Source organism: Streptomyces sp. NPDC052225 (assembly GCF_040679615.1).
In the GTDB taxonomy this organism is placed as follows: domain Bacteria; phylum Actinomycetota; class Actinomycetes; order Streptomycetales; family Streptomycetaceae; genus Streptomyces.
In genome coordinates, this window is record NZ_JBFAVD010000023.1 from 48318 (window position 1) to 63017 (window position 14700).

A 14700-nucleotide genomic window follows, 5' to 3' on the forward strand; every position below is an offset into this window, starting at 1 on the left:
GCCGGATCCTCGATCGGCCCCCGGGACCGCACACCTGGAAGCCGATGCACCTGAAGGGCTGCGGTGCCAGGGAAAGGGTTGAGGGTCCCGACCCCCGGCGCCGCGGCCCGTCGGTCTTTTCGGGCGCCATCACGATCGATTCGGGGCGGAGCCGATCGATTCGGGGCGCTGTCGGCCGACAGGTACGCTCGGGCTCGTGCCCTCCATGAACGATCTCGTACGCCAGCACACCGCTCTCGGTGACTCCGATCTCGAGTGGCTCCATCTGCTGGTCTCGGAGTGGCAGTTGCTCTCCGACCTCTCCTTCGCCGACCTCGTCCTGTGGGTCCCCACCCGCGACGGCACGCGATACGTCTCCGTCGCACAGATGCGCCCCAACACCGGACCGACGTCCTACCAGGACGACATGGTGGGCCACCTGGTGCCGCGCGGCCGCCGCCCGATGCTGGACGCCGCGCTGGACGAGGGCCGCATCGTGCGCGAGGGCGACCCCGAGTGGCGCGAAGAGGTCCCGGTGCGGGTGGAGTCCATCCCCGTACGCCGGGAGGGCCGGGTCCTCGGCGTCATCGCGCGCAACACCAACCTGCTCACGGTCCGCACGCCCTCGCGCCTGGAGCTGACCTATCTCCAGTCGGCGTCCGACCTCGCGCAGATGATCGCGGCCGGCTCCTTCCCGTTCCCCGACCAGCAGGTCGACATGGACGCCTCGCCGCGCGTGGGCGACGGCCTGATCCGCCTCGACGCCGACGGCGTCGTCCAGTACGCCTCGCCCAACGCCCTGTCCGCGTACCACCGGTTGGGCTTCTCCGCCGATCTGGTCGGCCACCACCTCGGTACGACGACGGCCGAACTCGCCCCGTCCCGCGGCCCGGTGGACGAGGCGCTGTCCAAGGTGGCCAGCGGCTGGGCACCGCGCGAGTTCGAGATCGAGGGCGAGGAGGGCTCGATCCAGGTACGCGCGATCCCGCTCAAGCCCAAGGGGACGCGCATCGGTTCGCTCGTACTGCTGCGCGACGTGACGGAACTGCGCCGCCGCGAGCGGGAGTTGATCACCAAGGACGCGACCATCCGGGAGATCCACCACCGGGTGAAGAACAATCTGCAGACGGTCGCCGCGCTGCTGCGCCTCCAGGCGCGGCGCATCGAGTCCGACCGGGGACGCGAGGCCCTGGAGGAGGCGGTACGGCGGGTCGGTTCCATCGCGATCGTGCACGAGACGCTCTCCCAGAACCTGGACGAGCGCGTGGAGTTCGACGAGATCGCCGACCGCGTGCTCGCCATGGTGGCGGAGATCTCACCGGGCCAGGTCACCGGCCGGCGCACCGGCCGCTTCGGCATCCTGGACGCGGAGGTGGCGACGCCGCTCTCCATGGTCCTCACCGAGGTGCTCCAGAACGCGCTGGAGCACGGCTACCGCCAGGGCGACACCGGCACGGTCGAGGTCTCGGCGGTGCGCGGCGGCACCAGCAAGGAGGCCCGCCTGCTGATCACGGTCCAGGACGACGGCGTCGGCCTGCCGGAGGGCTTCGACCCGAAGCGGACCGGGAACCTGGGACTGCAGATCGTACGCACCCTGGTGGAGGGCGAGTTGGGCGGAACGTTCGACATGGTGCCCGCACCGGAGCGCGGCACCCGGGTGGTGCTCGACATCCCGGTGCGCACCCAGAAGTAGCGCTGAGTAGTGCTGCGCAGACGCAAACAGCAGTGAGCCCCGGACCGTTGAACGGTCCGGGGCTCATTACTCGCGTTGCTCGGGTCATGTCCCGGGCTGAGCCTGGGGGAGCATCGGGGGTACTGCGCGCTGCGGCTCGGGGGCGGGAGATGCGTACTCGCTGTACGCGCCGCCGGGCTCAGGCTCGAACGGGGTGGGAATCAGGCAGAGGCCTGACGGGCCCGGTTGCGAGCGGCGCGGCGCTTCATCGCGCGGCGCTCGTCCTCGCTGAGGCCACCCCAGACGCCGGAGTCCTGGCCGGACTCGAGCGCCCACTGCAGGCACTGCTCCATGACGGGGCAGCGGCGGCAGACGGCCTTGGCTTCCTCGATCTGCAGCAGCGCAGGACCGGTGTTGCCGATGGGGAAGAAGAGCTCGGGGTCTTCCTCGCGGCAAACGGCGTTGTGACGCCAGTCCATGGCTGCTACCTCTCCTTGGTATTACATGCAGGTTGCTTGTGAATGTGAACGCTTTCACGAATCCCTCAACAAGTGAAGGGCCGAACGTCACATACGCGACGGTGGTCCGTTGCTTTGAGGAGGGGATTCGGGCTCTCTGTGGGGCCGATGTTGCGGGCCGTCCCGAGCGCCATGTAGAGATTCGCAAACCTCGGCGGCGGATACAACCCCTTCTGGAAAGTTTTTTTTGATTCCTCGGTGTCGGCTAGGTCACAGCCGTACTTCCATGGGGTGGAGCCTGGCCCAAACGTTCGAGATAAAGGACTTTGGGCCCTTCCACTCACACAATCACACGCAGTGCACGACGTACGCCTGTGAACGTCACGCTCGTCCGCAGCCCCAGGTGGTCACCGTCCATCTGGAGGGGCAGAGGCGCCTTCGAATGCAAGGTGAAGTCCGTCAGGTCGTGGAGCGTGACCGCGTTCTTCCCGTGGGGGCCGCGCTCGGGTGTCGAGGCGAGCAGTTGGGTGCCGTAACGGGCCACCGCGGGGGTGGAGAGTTTCTTGAGTCCTAGCACGTCAAGGCCGGTGTCGAAGGACGCCTGGGGCGTCGGGTACAGCGGCCGGTTGCCCAGGAAGGACCACGGCGAGGTGTTGCTGATTATGGAGACGACCAGATCCGTGACCGGGGCCTCGCCCGGCCGTTCGAGCGTGATCGTGCCGTGCCGGCGGTCCGGCTCCCCGAGGAACTGGCGTACGACCTGCCGCACATACAGGGCGTGAGTCGAACGCTTGCCCCTTTCCCGCTGCTGCTCCACCCGGCCCACCACACCCGCGTCGAAGCCGAGCCCCGCGCTGAAGGTGAACCAGCGCGACGGGACGCCTTCGTCCTCGGTGCCGGGCGTGCCCGCGGCGAGGCCCAGGCCCACCGTGCGCTGCCGGCCCTCGCGCAGGGCGTCCAGGAGCTGGCCGGTGGCCTCGACGGGCTCGTTGGGCAGGCCCAGGGCGCGCGCGAAGACGTTCGTGGAGCCGCCGGGGACGACCGCGAGGCCGGGCAGCCGGTCGAGGTCGGGGCCGTTGTGCAGCAGCCCGTTCACGACCTCGTTGACCGTGCCGTCGCCGCCGAGGGCGACGACCAGCTCGATGTCCTTGCTCTCCGCGGCCTGCCGGCCGAGGTCCCGGGCATGGCCGCGGTACTCGGTCGTGACGGCCTCGAGTTTCATCTCGCTCGCCAAGGCGTGGATCAGCACATCACGCGTGCGCTCACTGGTGGTGGTTGCCGCCGGATTGACCACGAGAAGTGCACGCATGCAAGGCAGAGTACCCAGCGGCCTTGATCCGGCCCAGACCGAGGTAGGGGTCGGGGGCTACGCTGCAAAGGTGACCTCAGAGCAGAACCCCGCCCCCGAGACCCCCGAAGAAGCCGGCCCGCGCCCCGGCCGGCTGACCGCCGCCGCCGCTCTGGCCGGCCTTGAAGGCGCCGCGCTCGCCGTGGGCGGCGCCTACATGCTGATCGCCGGTCTCACGGGCAAGCCCGACAACCCGGAGCAGGCCATCACCGGCGGCGTCACGCTGCTCGTCCTCGCACTGCTGCCGCTGTTCGCCGCGCGCGGGCTGCTCGCCCGCAAGAGCTGGAGCCGCGGCCCCGCGATCATCACGCAGATCATGGCGCTCCCGGTCGCCTATACGTTGCTCCAGGCCGACAGCGTCGCCATCCCCGGCGGGATCGTGCTCGCCGTCGTCGCGATCGCCGCGCTGGTGCTGCTCGTCAATCCGCAGACCACCCGCGCGCTCGGCATCCGCACGCCGGGGGGCGCGCAGGAATCCAAGTGACGGACATGTGAGCGACATGAAGGCGCCCGGTGCAGTGACCGTCACTGCACCGGGCGCCTTCATGTGCGTACGTACGTCGCTGCGGCGACAGGTCACTCCTCGACGAGGAGCTTCTCCCGGAGCTGGGCCAGCGTGCGGGCCAGCAGGCGGGAGACGTGCATCTGGGAGATGCCGACCTCCTGGGCGATCTGCGACTGCGTCATGTTCCCGAAGAAGCGCAGCAGCAGGATGCGCTTCTCGCGCGGCGGCAGGTCCTCCAGGAGCGGCTTGAGGGACTCGCGGTACTCGACGCCCTCCAGTGCCTCGTCCTCCGCGCCGAGGGTGTCGGCGACCGCCGGGGACTCGTCGTCCGTGTCCGGGACGTCCAGGGACAGCGTGGAGTACGCGTTGGCCGACTCCAGGCCCTCCAGGACCTCTTCCTCGGAGATGGCCAGCTTCTCGGCCAGCTCGTGGACCGTGGGGGAGCGGCCGTGCAGCTGCGACAGCTCGGCCGTCGCCGTCGTCAGGGCGAGCCGCAGCTCCTGGAGACGGCGCGGTACACGCACGGCCCAGCCCTTGTCGCGGAAGTGCCGCTTGATCTCGCCGACGACCGTCGGCGTCGCGTACGTGGAGAACTCCACGCCGCGCTCCGGGTCGAAACGGTCGACCGACTTGATCAGGCCGATCGTCGCGACCTGGGTCAGGTCGTCGAGCGGCTCGCCGCGGTTGCGGAAGCGGCGCGCCAGATGCTCGACGAGGGGCAGGTGCATGCGCACGAGCCGATTGCGCAGCTCCGCGTACTCCGGACTGCCGTCCTTCAGGGTGCGCAGCTCGATGAAGAGCGCACGCGCGCCGCTGCGGTCCTGTGGATTGTGCCGGCCCTGCTGCTCACCGTGTCGCTCGTGGTCGCTCATCAATCCCGCCCGTCGCGCGTCCGATCCCCCTTGGCCTCCGCGAAGCTCGGCCGCCGAGGTCGGGTCCGCTGTGTCTACCGGGTGTGGCCTGGCCTGCTGTTCGGGGATGCCGGTGGTCAGCCGTCGCACCCCGCCCGTGCCGTCGGCCGGGAGATCCCGTGTGCCGCGCTTGTCGTCCCGCACCGGACCGTCCCCGCTCATCACGCCGGGCCGGGGCCCGCGCCACGCTTCTTGTAGAGGCTGATCGACACCGTGTTGTCGTCGGCCACCGAGGAGTCGACCTGGCCCGCGAGGGCCGACAGGACCGTCCACGCGAACGTGTCGCGCTCCGGTGCCCGGCCGTCGGTCGTCGGCGCGGAGACCGTCACCTCCAAGGAGTCGTCGACGAGGCGGAACACGCAGCTGAGCACGGAGCCCGCGACGGCCTGCTGGAGCAGGATCGCGCAGGCCTCGTCGACCGCGATGCGCAGGTCCTCGATCTCGTCGAGGGTGAAGTCCAAACGCGCCGCGAGACCGGCCGTGGCCGTCCGCAGCACCGACAGGTAGGCACCCGCAGCCGGCAGCCGGACTTCGACGAAGTCCTGATTCCCGGGCTCGCCTGCGAACTGGGACACCCTCACCTCCAAGGTGGTACAAGCACTTTCGGGCTCCGGGAGGTCCTCCCCCGGGTGATGCGTCACGTAGATATGCGGTGACGCTACCGCGCGCCCGACTTTCCTGTCCCGGGGACCCCCGGCCCATTGCTGTCACTCATAGTAAGCCTACGGGTACGGACAGTGGCTAGAGGGTGTGCGGGCCCAATTGGAAAGAGCGGGCGCCGGGTTGACGTACCCAAGCGCCCACGGATCGAACCCCGATGGGGGTGCCGATCAGACCAGGACCGCGTCCACGAAGCACCAGCGCCAGCTCTCACCAGGCTCGAAGGTGCGCATGACGGGGTGCCCGGTCTCCTTGTGGTGCTCCGTCGCGTGTTTGTACGGCGAGGAGTCGCAGCAGCCGACGTGACCGCAGACCAGACACAGCCGCAGTTGCACAGGGTGACTGCCGACGGCGAGGCACTCCAGGCAGGTCTCGCTCAGGGGCGCGGGCTCGGGGTGCGGCAGCGCGTCGATGTGCGGGCACTCGTTCATGATGGCCAGGTTACGACGCGCGGCGTGCCGATGGGCTGCCGGACGGGAAGGCGGGCCATGGACGTATTGCCACTGGTGGGGCTGATCGCGGTGAGCGCCGCGGTGGCGGGGGCGGCACGCAGGACACCGGTGCCGGCACCGCTCCTCCTTGTCGCGATCGGCCTTGCCGCGTCCTATGTGCCGGGCGTTCCGGAGTACGCGCTCGACCCGCACATCGTGCTGCCGCTCATCCTGCCGCCGCTGCTGCACACCGCCGCGCTGGAGAGCTCGTACCTCGATCTGAGGGCCAACATCAGGCCCGTGGCGCTGCTGTCGGTGGGGTACGTCCTGTTCGCCACGGTGGCGGTGGGCTGGCTCGCGTACGAGCTGATCCCGGACCTGCCGCTGACCGCGGCGCTCGTCCTGGGTGCCGTAATCGCACCGCCGGACGCCGTGGCGGCCACGGCGATCGCGCGGCGGGTGGGGCTGCCGTCGCGGATCACCACGATCCTCCAGGGCGAGTCCCTCGTGAACGACGCGACCGCGATCACCGCCTACAAGGTGGCGCTCGCCGCCGCCGTGGGGGAGGGGGCGAGCTGGGCGGGCGGCATCAAGGAGTTCCTGGTGGCGGCCGTCGGCGGGGTCGGCGTCGGGCTGCTGCTCATGGTGCCGCTGCACTGGCTGCGCACGCACTTGAAGGAGGCCGTTCTGCAGAACACGCTCTCCTTGCTCATCCCCTTTGTCGCGTACGCCGCCGCCGAACAAGTAGGCGCCTCCGGAGTCCTCGCCGTGGTGACCGTGGCGCTCTATCTGGGACACCGCTCCTGGCAGGTCGACTTCGAGACGCGGCTCCAGGAGGCCGCGGTGTGGAAGGTCGTCGCGTTCATCCTGGAGTCGGCCGTCTTCGCGCTGATCGGGCTCCAACTGCGCGTCGTCGTCGAGGATCTGGGCGAGTACAGCGTGGGGCAGGCCGTCTGGTACGCGGTCGGGGTGTTCTTCTTCGTGGTCGTGATCCGCTTCGTGTGGTCGTATCCCGCCACCTACTTGCCGTGGTGTCTGTCGACGCGCATCAGGGAGCGGGAGAGCGACACCGACTGGAAGCGGCCGCTGATCGTGAGCTGGGCCGGTATGCGGGGCGTGGTCTCGCTGGCGATCGCGTTCTCGATCCCGCTCGTCACGGACGACGGGTCGCCGTTCCCGGCGCGCAACCTGGTCCTGTTCCTGACGTTCACGACCGTCATCGGCACCCTCGTCGTCCAGGGGCTCACCCTGCCGCCGCTCATCAAGCTCCTGAAGCTGCCGGGACGCGACGTGCAGGCCGAGACGCTCGCCGAGGCGCAGGCGCAGAACGCCGCCTCCACGGCCGCGGAGGAGCGGGTGGACGAGTTGATGCGGGACCAGCGCAACTGCCTGCCGCAGCCCCTCCAGGACCGCCTGCACACCGTTCTCGAACGGCGCCGCAACTCCGTGTGGGAGCGGCTCGGGCAGCCCAACCCCGTGACCGGGGAGTCGGCCGACGACACCTATCGCCGCCTCGCGCGCGAGGCGATCGCCGCCGAGCGCGAGGTCTTCGTACAGATGCGGGACGAGCGGCGCATCGATGACGAGATGATGCGGACGCTGCTGCGCAAGCTGGACCTGGAGGAGGCCGCCGCCTATCGCGAAGTCGACGACTGAGACGACTGAGACGGCGGGGACGGCGGGGACGGCGGGGACGGCGGGGACGGCGGGGACGACTGAGCTTCCGGGCCCGGCGCTCCCGTGACGACGGCGGCCAGCCGTGTGCCCCGCGGAAAGGCGCCCTCGGCGGCGAGGGCGACAAGGGCGTAGAGCATTTTGGCGACATAGAGGCGCTCGACGGGCAGATCGTGACGCTGCTCGAAGTCCTCGGCGAACGCGGCCAGTTCCGCGGGCACGCGCGCGTAGCCGCCGAAATGGAAACGGTCCTCTACATGCCAGTCGCCGCGCTCTCCGCCGAAGGCGGCCTCCTGTAGGGAGCGGATCTCCGCGTCCAGGAAGCCGCCCTTGAGGACGGAGACCCCCACGGCGCGCCGGCCGGGGGCGAGCCCCGCGGCGAGGCCCGCGAGGGTGCCGCCCGTCCCGCAGGCGAGCGCCACGACGTCGGCCCGGTCGCCGAGCTCGTGGCCGAGGGCCGTACAGCCCTGGACGGCCAGGGAGTTGCTGCCGCCCTCGGGGATCACGTACGCGTCCTGGGCGCCGGCGGCGTCGAGGAGCGCGGCGAGGGTGTCCGGATCGGTCTTGTGCCGATACGTCGATCTGTCGATGAAGTGCAGTCGCATGCCGTCGGCCGCGCAGCGGGCCAGGGACGGGTTGAGGGGGCGCCCGGCGAGTTCATGACCTCGGACGACGCCGATGGTGGGGACGCCCAGGAGGAGGCCCGCCGCGGCTGTGGCCCGCAGATGGTTCGAGTAGGCGCCGCCGAAGGTGACCAGGGGGCGGCCCCGCGCGGCGGCGAGGTTCGGGGCGAGCTTGCGCCACTTGTTGCCGATGAGATCCGGGTGGATCAGGTCGTCCCGCTTCAGGAGCAGCCGGACACCGTGGCGCGCGAAGCGGTCGTCGTCGACCTCGGTGAGGGGCGACGGGAGCCGGGGGCGCGGAGCGGCGAGGGGCGGACGGGACACCCGGTCATTGTCGGACATGTGTCCGGGTGCCCGTCGCAGCGCCCCGGGCTACTTGAGCCGGTCGCGGATGCGCCCCCGCATCGAAGCCATCGTGAACCCCTTGGGATCCACCTTGCCCGGCTGCCACTCCAGGTGGCCGATGACCGAGCGCTCCGACCAGCCGTGGTGGCGGCAGATCGCCGCGGCGGCCTTCTCGATGGCCAGCAGCTGGGCCTCCGGCCACGGGTCGTTCCCGTCGCCCAGGTTCTCGCACTCGAAGCCGTAGAAGCGGCTGTTGCCGTCCGTGTTCGCCTCGTTGTCGTGCGGCAGCGCCTTCTCCGCGATCACCGCCCGCAGCACGTCGTCGTCACCGAGGCCCGCGTGGTTCGCGCGGCCGTAGCCGACCAGGTGGACCCGGCCGTCCTTGGTGATGACGCCGTGGCACAGCGGACCCGGCAGGTCCGGATGTCCGTCGCGGCAGATACGGACCGTGTGCTCGCTGCCCGAGGTGACGGTGTGGTGGATCATCACGCCGTTCAGCGGGCCCCAGGCGCCCTTGTGGTTGCGATTGTGATGGCGCCAGTCACCGACTTCGACCACGGTCAGGCCCTCGTCCCTGAGGGCATTGAGAAAGCTGCTCGCGGACATGGGTGGGGCCATGGCCGTCTCCTTAGCGGGGCGCGACGGGCGCCGGTCGCACTCCGTCTCGTACCGCTGCTTGTACAGGAACTGCCGTACAGCCACTACTCGTTCGTACGCCGTGCGAGCCGTTCCGGACAGGGGCCTCAGCTGTGCAGGAACCCGTCCCCGTTCGTCGCGATGTGCGACTCCAGGGCCTGGAGCGCCTGCTGGGTGGCCTGCGGGCTGCCCGTGCCCTTGCGCTCCGCGTAGTACGCGGCGCCCAGCTTCTTCAGCAGGTCACCGCCCGCCCGCTGCGCCTGCACGTCGTCCAGCTTCGCCTTGCCCTGCGTCAGTCCGCGCTGTGCCTGCTCCTTGGCGCGGTCCAGAAAGCCAGCCATGGGTGTGTCTCCTCTGTTGTCCGACATCCGTTTCCCGATCAACGTCCGCCGGGAGCCCGTGGTTCCGAAATCCGGCGGCGGGACGCGAGCCGGGTTCGAAAAGCGCCACCAATGCCCCGTCGGCGCCTGATCCAATCCCGCTCGTTTGTGTAATGGTGCGACCACGCTCCGTGCTGGAAGGGTGGTCGTCGCAGGCCAGTTCATGATCGGGAGGGCACGTACATGTCGGTAGGCGAAGAGGTCCGCACGGAGCAGTCGGGGTCGCAGAAGAGCCTCGGCACGTCCGCCGCGCGGAATCTGGCCACCACCACCAAATCCGCGCCGCAGATGCAGGAGATCAGCTCCCGCTGGCTGCTGCGGACACTGCCCTGGGTGGATGTGCAGGGTGGCACGTACCGGGTGAACCGGCGACTCAGCTACTCGGTCGGGGACGGCCGCATCACGTTCGTGAAGACGGGGGACCAGGTACGCGTCATCCCCGCGGAGCTGGGCGAGCTGCCCGCCCTGCGGGACTTCGAGGACCTGGACGTCCTCGGTGAGCTGGCCCAGCGCTGCACGCAGCGCGAGTTCGCGGCCGGCGAGGTGCTCGCCTCGTTCGGCAGCCAGGCGGACGAGGTGTATCTCCTCGCCCACGGCCGCGTGGAGAAGGTCGGCACGGGACCGTACGGGGACGACGCCGTGCTCGGCGTCCTCGCCGACGGCTCGTACTTCGGCGACCAGGCGCTGCTCGACCCGGAGAGCATCTGGGAGTACACGGCCCGTGCGGTCACCGCGTGCACGGTGCTCACGCTGCCGCGCCGCGACCTGGAGCAGATCGCCGAGCGGTCCGAGGCGCTGCGCGACCACCTTCAGGCGCTGCGGGCGGTCCCGGAGCAGCGGGCCAACAAGTACGGCGAGAAGGAGATCGACCTCTCCGCGGGCCACGTCGGGGAAGCGGTCCTGCCGGGCACGTTCGTCGACTACGAGTCGGCGCCGCGCGAGTACGAACTGAGCGTCGCGCAGACCGTGCTGCGCATCCACACGCGCGTCGCCGACCTCTACAACCAGCCCATGAACCAGACGGAGCACCAGCTCCGGCTGACCGTCGAGGCGTTGAAGGAGCGCCAGGAGCACGAGCTGATCAACAACCGCGAGTTCGGACTGCTCAACAACTGCGAGTACGAGCAGCGGCTCCAGCCGCACGACGGTGTGCCCAGCCCCGACGACATGGACGAGCTGCTCAGCAGGCGGCGCGGCTCCAAGCTGTTCCTGGCGCACCCGAAGGCGATCGCCGCGTTCGGCCGCGAGTGCAACAAGCGGGGCCTGGTGCCGGAGAGCATCGACGTGGGCGGGAACCGCATCCCGACCTGGCGCGGTGTGCCGATCTACCCGTGCGCCAAGATCCCGATCTCGGACGCCCGGACCACGTCCATCATCTGTATGCGTACGGGACTGGAGGAGCAGGGCGTCATCGGCCTGCGGCAGTCCGGGATCCCGGACGAGATCGAGCCGAGCCTGTCCGTGCGGTTCATGGGCATCAGCGAGCAGGCGATCATCTCGTACCTGGTGACCACGTACTACTCGGCGGCCGTCCTGGTGCCCGACGCGCTCGGCGTCCTGGAGAACGTGGAGGTGGGGCGGTGGCGGTGACACCCACCCCCCGGCGGCCCGTGTCCCCGCCCGCCGGGGCGGGTACAACCAGGGGGTACGCGCCCAGCACCAGCGGAACCGCCACCGTCCGCACCCTCTCCGGGGTGAGTCCATGACGCAGACGACGGAGACGCGAGTGGCGGCAGAGCCTGCCGATCCGGTGGCGGTGAGCACGGTGAGCACGGTCAGCGACGGGCACGAGACGCAGGAGGCGGCGGTGATCCTGGCGCAGGCCAGGGGCGCCGTCGACCCCGAGCTGCGCCGGGCCGTCGAGTCCCTGCCGGGCTCCATACGCCGCGTCGCCCTGTACCACTTCGGCTGGGAGCACGCGGACGGTACGCCCGCGGCGGGGAACGCGGGCAAGGCCGTACGGCCCGCCCTCGTCCTGGCCGCGGCGCGGGCCCTCGGCGGGCGGCCCGAGCAGGCGGTCCGGGCGGCGGCAGCGGTGGAGCTGACGCACAACTTCACGTTGCTGCACGACGACGTGATGGACCGGGACGCCACCCGCAGGCACCGGGCGACCGCGTGGAAGGTGTTCGGGGACGCCGACGCGATCCTGGCGGGCGACGCGCTCCAGGCCCTGGCACAGCGCCTGCTCGCCGAGGACCGGCACCCGGCGGCGCCTGCCGCGGCGGCCCGACTCGCCGACTGCGTCGTGGAGTTGTGCGCAGGCCAGTCCACGGACGTCGCCCTGGAGCGGCGTGGCCCCGGGGAGGTGACCCTGGGGGAGACCCTCGCCATGGCGGAGGCCAAGACCGGGGCGCTGCTCGGCTGCGCGTGTGCGCTCGGCGGGCTGTACGCGGGGGCGGCGCCGGAGGAGGTCGAGGCGCTGGACGCATTCGGGCGGGCGGCGGGCCTCGCGTTCCAGCTGATCGACGACGTGATCGGGATCTGGGGCGATCCGGCCCGCACCGGCAAGCCGGCCGGGGCCGACCTGGCCGTACGCAAGAAGTCCCTGCCGGTCGTCGCGGGCCTCGCCGCGGGCGGCCCGGCCGCGGCCGAACTGGCGGCGCTGTACGGGCAGCCGCCGGGCTCCGGCACGGAGAGCGCGGCTGACCTGGAGGCCATCGCGCTCGCGGTCGAGCGGGCCGGCGGTCGGGACTGGGCGCAGACGGAGGCCGCGGACCAGATGGCCCGTGCCGTGCACCAGCTGTCCCGGGCGGTCCCGGTGCCGGAGGCGGCGGACGGGCTGCTGTCGCTGGCGGAGTTCGTCACGTGGCGCGGCTACTGACGTCTTACCGACGGGCGCGCTGAGGCGTTCCGGCGATGAGCCGCAGCGACACGCTCAACCAGAGCGTGGCGGGCGGCTGACCCACCCGGCACCGCACAGCACCGCCCACCCGGCACCGCCCCCCGTCTCCTCCCACCCGGCACCGCCCCTCGTCTCCTCCCACCCGGTACCGCCCCCCGGCACAACCCACCCGGCACCGCAGCGCCCCGCATTCCGCCGCTTTCCGGGCGGAGCGCGGGGCCCGTGCCCGTCCGCCCCGCTGATCACTTAGGCTGCCAACGACCGGACAGGACAGGCGTGTTGAGGGTTGAGGCAGGGGGCGGTCGGCGTGGGTGTGCGGATCCGGCGGGCGGAGCAGGGTGATCGGGACCTCGTCGTACGACTGCTCGACGAGGCGTTCATGGACGATCCGGTCAGCGGCTGGGTCTTCCCCAGTGAGGAGTACCGGCGGGCCCGGCACGCGGGGCTGATGGCGGCGTTCACCGACGCCACGCTCGCCGACGGCTACATCGACCTCGTGGAGGACGACGCGGCGGTCGCCCTGTGGATGGACATGCCGGAGGAGTTCCACGCGCCGACCGAGGCCGAACTGGCCGAACAGGCCGCGGCCGTGCGCGCCGCCGTCGACCCGGACAACGAACGGGTCGAGCAGATAGCCCGGTGGACGGCGGGCATCCACCCCGTGGGCCGCGCGCACGTCTACCTCTGGATGATCGGTGTCGTGCCGGGCCGGCAGGGCGAGGGCCTCGGCAGCGCGCTGATGGCACCGGTCCTGGAGCGCTGCGACCGGGAGGGGCTGCCTGCCTATCTGGAAGCCAGCAACCCGCGCAGCCGCGCGCTGTACGAGCGGCTCGGGTTCGTGTTCACGGGGACGGCGCTCGACCTGCCGGACGGGCCGACGCTGTGGCCCATGTGGCGGGAGCCGCAGGCGAGTTGAGCTGCCGCATGAGTGACCCCGCGTGACTCATCCCGCGGGCACGATCCGCTCCACCAGCCGCTCCACCACACCGTCCGGCACGCTCACGCCGGGGATCGCCCCGTCCAGCATCCCCGGCATCGTCAGCTGCTCAAGGATCAGCCCGAGCATGCCCAGGTAGAGCAGCGTGATGTCCTCGGCGTCGCCGGGCAGCCCCGCCTCGGCGTTGAACGCGATGCCGGAGTCGAGGTCGCCGCGCAGCGACGTCATCAGGGAAGCGCGCAGTTCGGGCCTGCGGCTCGCCTCCAGGCGCATCTCCATCAGGGCGAGGAAGCCGGTGCGGTCGCCCCGGACGCGGTCCATCATGTCGTGCATGAACGCGGTGACCAGGGCCCGGTCCCGGGGCCGCGCGAGCAGTTTCTCGATGATCTCCGGCTTCGGCGCGAGCCGCTGGTGCAGCCAGCCGTCGATCTGGTGGAGCAGGTCGTCCCGGTTGGCGAAGTAGTTGGACGACGTGCCGATGGGGACGCCCGCCGCCGTGTCCACCGCACGGAAGGTCAGACCCCGCGCGCCTTCGGCCGCCAGTACCTCGACGGCCGCGTCCACGAGGGCGGCCCTGCGCTCCGGATTCCTCGCCATGGTGACGCCTCCTGAAAAACACTTGTAACCACTACACCTGAAGCACTATAACTGAAGTGGTTCGGGCGGTGTACGCCCCAACTCCCTTGCCCCCTGCGGAAAGAGACCGGCTTGCGCAAGCTCACGTACTTCATCGCCGCGTCCATCGACGGCTTCATCGGAGACGAGTCCGGAGACGGATCCGTGTTCATGTCCTTCCTCGACGAGGAGTACCTCGGGTTCCTGACCAGCGAGTATCCCGAGACGCTCCCCACCCAGGCCCGCCCGTCGTTCGGCCTCGACGGGGCGGCGAACAAGAAGTTCGACACCGTCGTCCAGGGCCGCGGCAGCTATCAGGTGGGCCTCGACGCCGGCGTCACCAGCCCGTACGGGCATCTGCGCGAGTACGTCGCCACGCGCAGCCTCACCGAGTCCCCGCACCCGAACGTGGAGCTGATCCGCGACGACGTCGTCGGGAAGGTCCGCGAACTCAAGGCGGAGGACGGCGAGCTGGGCATCTGGCTGTGCGGCGGCGCACAGCTGGCCGGGCTGCTCGCGGACGAGGTCGACGAACTGGTGGTCAAGACGTACCCGGTGGTCTTCGGCGGCGGCATGCCGATGTTCGGGGGCCGCGCGTACTCCCTGGCGCAGTTCTCCCTGGAGGAGAACTGGATCTTCGGCAACGGCGCGATCGTCCGCCGGTACGCACGGAGGGCGTGATGC

General features: G+C 70.6%; 16 protein-coding genes. 7 read left to right on the forward strand and 9 right to left on the reverse strand.

Annotation, left to right across the window (positions count from 1 at the left end):
• Positions 1–205: 205 nt before the first annotated feature.
• Complete coding sequence (locus AB0L37_RS28560) at positions 206–1672, forward strand: PAS domain-containing sensor histidine kinase (RefSeq protein WP_365511648.1); 1467 nt, start codon at positions 206–208, stop codon at positions 1670–1672.
• A gap of 200 nt (positions 1673–1872) precedes the next feature.
• Here the strand turns inward: AB0L37_RS28560 and AB0L37_RS28565 are convergent, their stop codons facing one another.
• Both AB0L37_RS28565 and AB0L37_RS28570 read right to left on the reverse strand, forming a co-directional pair.
• Positions 1873–2130, reverse strand: coding sequence for a WhiB family transcriptional regulator (locus tag AB0L37_RS28565; RefSeq protein WP_016639615.1), 258 nt, complete (start codon positions 2128–2130; stop codon positions 1873–1875).
• 319 nt (positions 2131–2449) lie between these two features.
• Positions 2450–3418 carry a diacylglycerol kinase family protein gene (locus AB0L37_RS28570; RefSeq protein WP_365511400.1) on the reverse strand — a complete coding sequence of 323 codons (969 nt, stop codon included), beginning with the start codon at positions 3416–3418 and terminating at the stop codon, positions 2450–2452.
• A gap of 70 nt (positions 3419–3488) precedes the next feature.
• Here AB0L37_RS28570 and AB0L37_RS28575 point away from each other — a divergent pair, with 70 nt between their 5' ends.
• Positions 3489–3941 carry a hypothetical protein gene (locus AB0L37_RS28575; RefSeq protein ID WP_365511403.1) on the forward strand — a complete coding sequence of 151 codons (453 nt, stop codon included), beginning with the start codon at positions 3489–3491 and terminating at the stop codon, positions 3939–3941.
• Positions 3942–4033: 92 nt separating this feature from the next.
• Here AB0L37_RS28575 and AB0L37_RS28580 read toward each other — a convergent pair whose 3' ends face one another.
• The 3 genes from AB0L37_RS28580 to AB0L37_RS28590 form a co-directional block, all read right to left on the reverse strand.
• Positions 4034–5038, reverse strand: coding sequence for an RNA polymerase sigma factor SigF (locus AB0L37_RS28580; protein WP_365511405.1), 1005 nt, complete (start codon positions 5036–5038; stop codon positions 4034–4036).
• Entirely contained in the window at positions 5035–5448 is a 414-nt protein-coding gene (locus tag AB0L37_RS28585; protein ID WP_338700329.1) for an anti-sigma regulatory factor, read from the reverse strand. Before AB0L37_RS28585 ends, AB0L37_RS28580 begins: the two co-directional genes overlap by 4 nt.
• A gap of 255 nt (positions 5449–5703) precedes the next feature.
• On the reverse strand, positions 5704–5964 hold the full coding sequence (locus tag AB0L37_RS28590; protein ID WP_365511408.1) for a UBP-type zinc finger domain-containing protein: 261 nt from the start codon (positions 5962–5964) through the stop codon (positions 5704–5706).
• A 57-nt stretch (positions 5965–6021) separates the two neighbouring features.
• Between AB0L37_RS28590 and AB0L37_RS28595 the strand changes: the two genes are divergently transcribed.
• Entirely contained in the window at positions 6022–7620 is a 1599-nt protein-coding gene (locus AB0L37_RS28595; protein WP_365511411.1) for a Na+/H+ antiporter, read from the forward strand.
• Here AB0L37_RS28595 and AB0L37_RS28600 read toward each other — a convergent pair.
• From AB0L37_RS28600 to AB0L37_RS28610, 3 genes are all read right to left on the reverse strand, one after another.
• Complete coding sequence (locus AB0L37_RS28600) at positions 7599–8603, reverse strand: pyridoxal-phosphate dependent enzyme (protein ID WP_365511414.1); 1005 nt, start codon at positions 8601–8603, stop codon at positions 7599–7601. The two genes, AB0L37_RS28595 and AB0L37_RS28600, sit on opposite strands and share 22 nt — an antisense overlap.
• Positions 8604–8633: 30 nt before the next feature.
• Entirely contained in the window at positions 8634–9224 is a 591-nt protein-coding gene (locus AB0L37_RS28605; protein WP_365511417.1) for an N-acetylmuramoyl-L-alanine amidase, read from the reverse strand.
• Positions 9225–9349: 125 nt separating this feature from the next.
• On the reverse strand, positions 9350–9583 hold the full coding sequence (locus AB0L37_RS28610) for a hypothetical protein (RefSeq protein ID WP_365511419.1): 234 nt from the start codon (positions 9581–9583) through the stop codon (positions 9350–9352).
• 222 nt (positions 9584–9805) lie between these two features.
• Here AB0L37_RS28610 and AB0L37_RS28615 point away from each other — a divergent pair, with 222 nt between their 5' ends.
• From AB0L37_RS28615 to AB0L37_RS28625, 3 genes are all read left to right on the forward strand, one after another.
• Entirely contained in the window at positions 9806–11212 is a 1407-nt protein-coding gene (locus AB0L37_RS28615; protein ID WP_365511422.1) for a family 2B encapsulin nanocompartment shell protein, read from the forward strand.
• Positions 11213–11324: 112 nt separating this feature from the next.
• On the forward strand, positions 11325–12443 hold the full coding sequence (locus tag AB0L37_RS28620; RefSeq protein WP_365511425.1) for a family 2 encapsulin nanocompartment cargo protein polyprenyl transferase: 1119 nt from the start codon (positions 11325–11327) through the stop codon (positions 12441–12443).
• 328 nt (positions 12444–12771) lie between these two features.
• On the forward strand, positions 12772–13380 hold the full coding sequence (locus AB0L37_RS28625; protein ID WP_365511428.1) for a GNAT family N-acetyltransferase: 609 nt from the start codon (positions 12772–12774) through the stop codon (positions 13378–13380).
• A gap of 27 nt (positions 13381–13407) precedes the next feature.
• On the opposite strand, the gene AB0L37_RS28630 is transcribed toward AB0L37_RS28625, so the two are convergent.
• Complete coding sequence (locus AB0L37_RS28630; protein ID WP_365511431.1) at positions 13408–13998, reverse strand: TetR family transcriptional regulator; 591 nt, start codon at positions 13996–13998, stop codon at positions 13408–13410.
• 111 nt (positions 13999–14109) lie between these two features.
• Between AB0L37_RS28630 and AB0L37_RS28635 the strand changes: the two genes are divergently transcribed.
• Entirely contained in the window at positions 14110–14697 is a 588-nt protein-coding gene (locus AB0L37_RS28635; RefSeq protein ID WP_365511434.1) for a dihydrofolate reductase family protein, read from the forward strand.
• Positions 14698–14700 lie beyond the last annotated feature (3 nt).

What these genes read in the sequence shown, in the direction of transcription:
- AB0L37_RS28600 (WP_365511414.1), bottom strand. Translation starts at nt 8,603, where the DNA reads ATGTCCGACAATGACCGGGTGTCCCGTCCGCCCCTCGCCGCTCCGCGC.
- AB0L37_RS28590 (WP_365511408.1), bottom strand. Translation starts at nt 5,964, where the DNA reads ATGAACGAGTGCCCGCACATCGACGCGCTGCCGCACCCCGAGCCCGCG.
- AB0L37_RS28605 (WP_365511417.1), bottom strand. Translation starts at nt 9,224, where the DNA reads ATGGCCCCACCCATGTCCGCGAGCAGCTTTCTCAATGCCCTCAGGGAC.
- AB0L37_RS28630 (WP_365511431.1), bottom strand. Translation starts at nt 13,998, where the DNA reads ATGGCGAGGAATCCGGAGCGCAGGGCCGCCCTCGTGGACGCGGCCGTC.
- AB0L37_RS28595 (WP_365511411.1), top strand. Translation starts at nt 6,022, where the DNA reads ATGGACGTATTGCCACTGGTGGGGCTGATCGCGGTGAGCGCCGCGGTG.
- AB0L37_RS28615 (WP_365511422.1), top strand. Translation starts at nt 9,806, where the DNA reads ATGTCGGTAGGCGAAGAGGTCCGCACGGAGCAGTCGGGGTCGCAGAAG.
- AB0L37_RS28570 (WP_365511400.1), bottom strand. Translation starts at nt 3,418, where the DNA reads ATGCGTGCACTTCTCGTGGTCAATCCGGCGGCAACCACCACCAGTGAG.
- AB0L37_RS28620 (WP_365511425.1), top strand. Translation starts at nt 11,325, where the DNA reads ATGACGCAGACGACGGAGACGCGAGTGGCGGCAGAGCCTGCCGATCCG.
- AB0L37_RS28560 (WP_365511648.1), top strand. Translation starts at nt 206, where the DNA reads ATGAACGATCTCGTACGCCAGCACACCGCTCTCGGTGACTCCGATCTC.
- AB0L37_RS28610 (WP_365511419.1), bottom strand. Translation starts at nt 9,583, where the DNA reads ATGGCTGGCTTTCTGGACCGCGCCAAGGAGCAGGCACAGCGCGGACTG.
- AB0L37_RS28565 (WP_016639615.1), bottom strand. Translation starts at nt 2,130, where the DNA reads ATGGACTGGCGTCACAACGCCGTTTGCCGCGAGGAAGACCCCGAGCTC.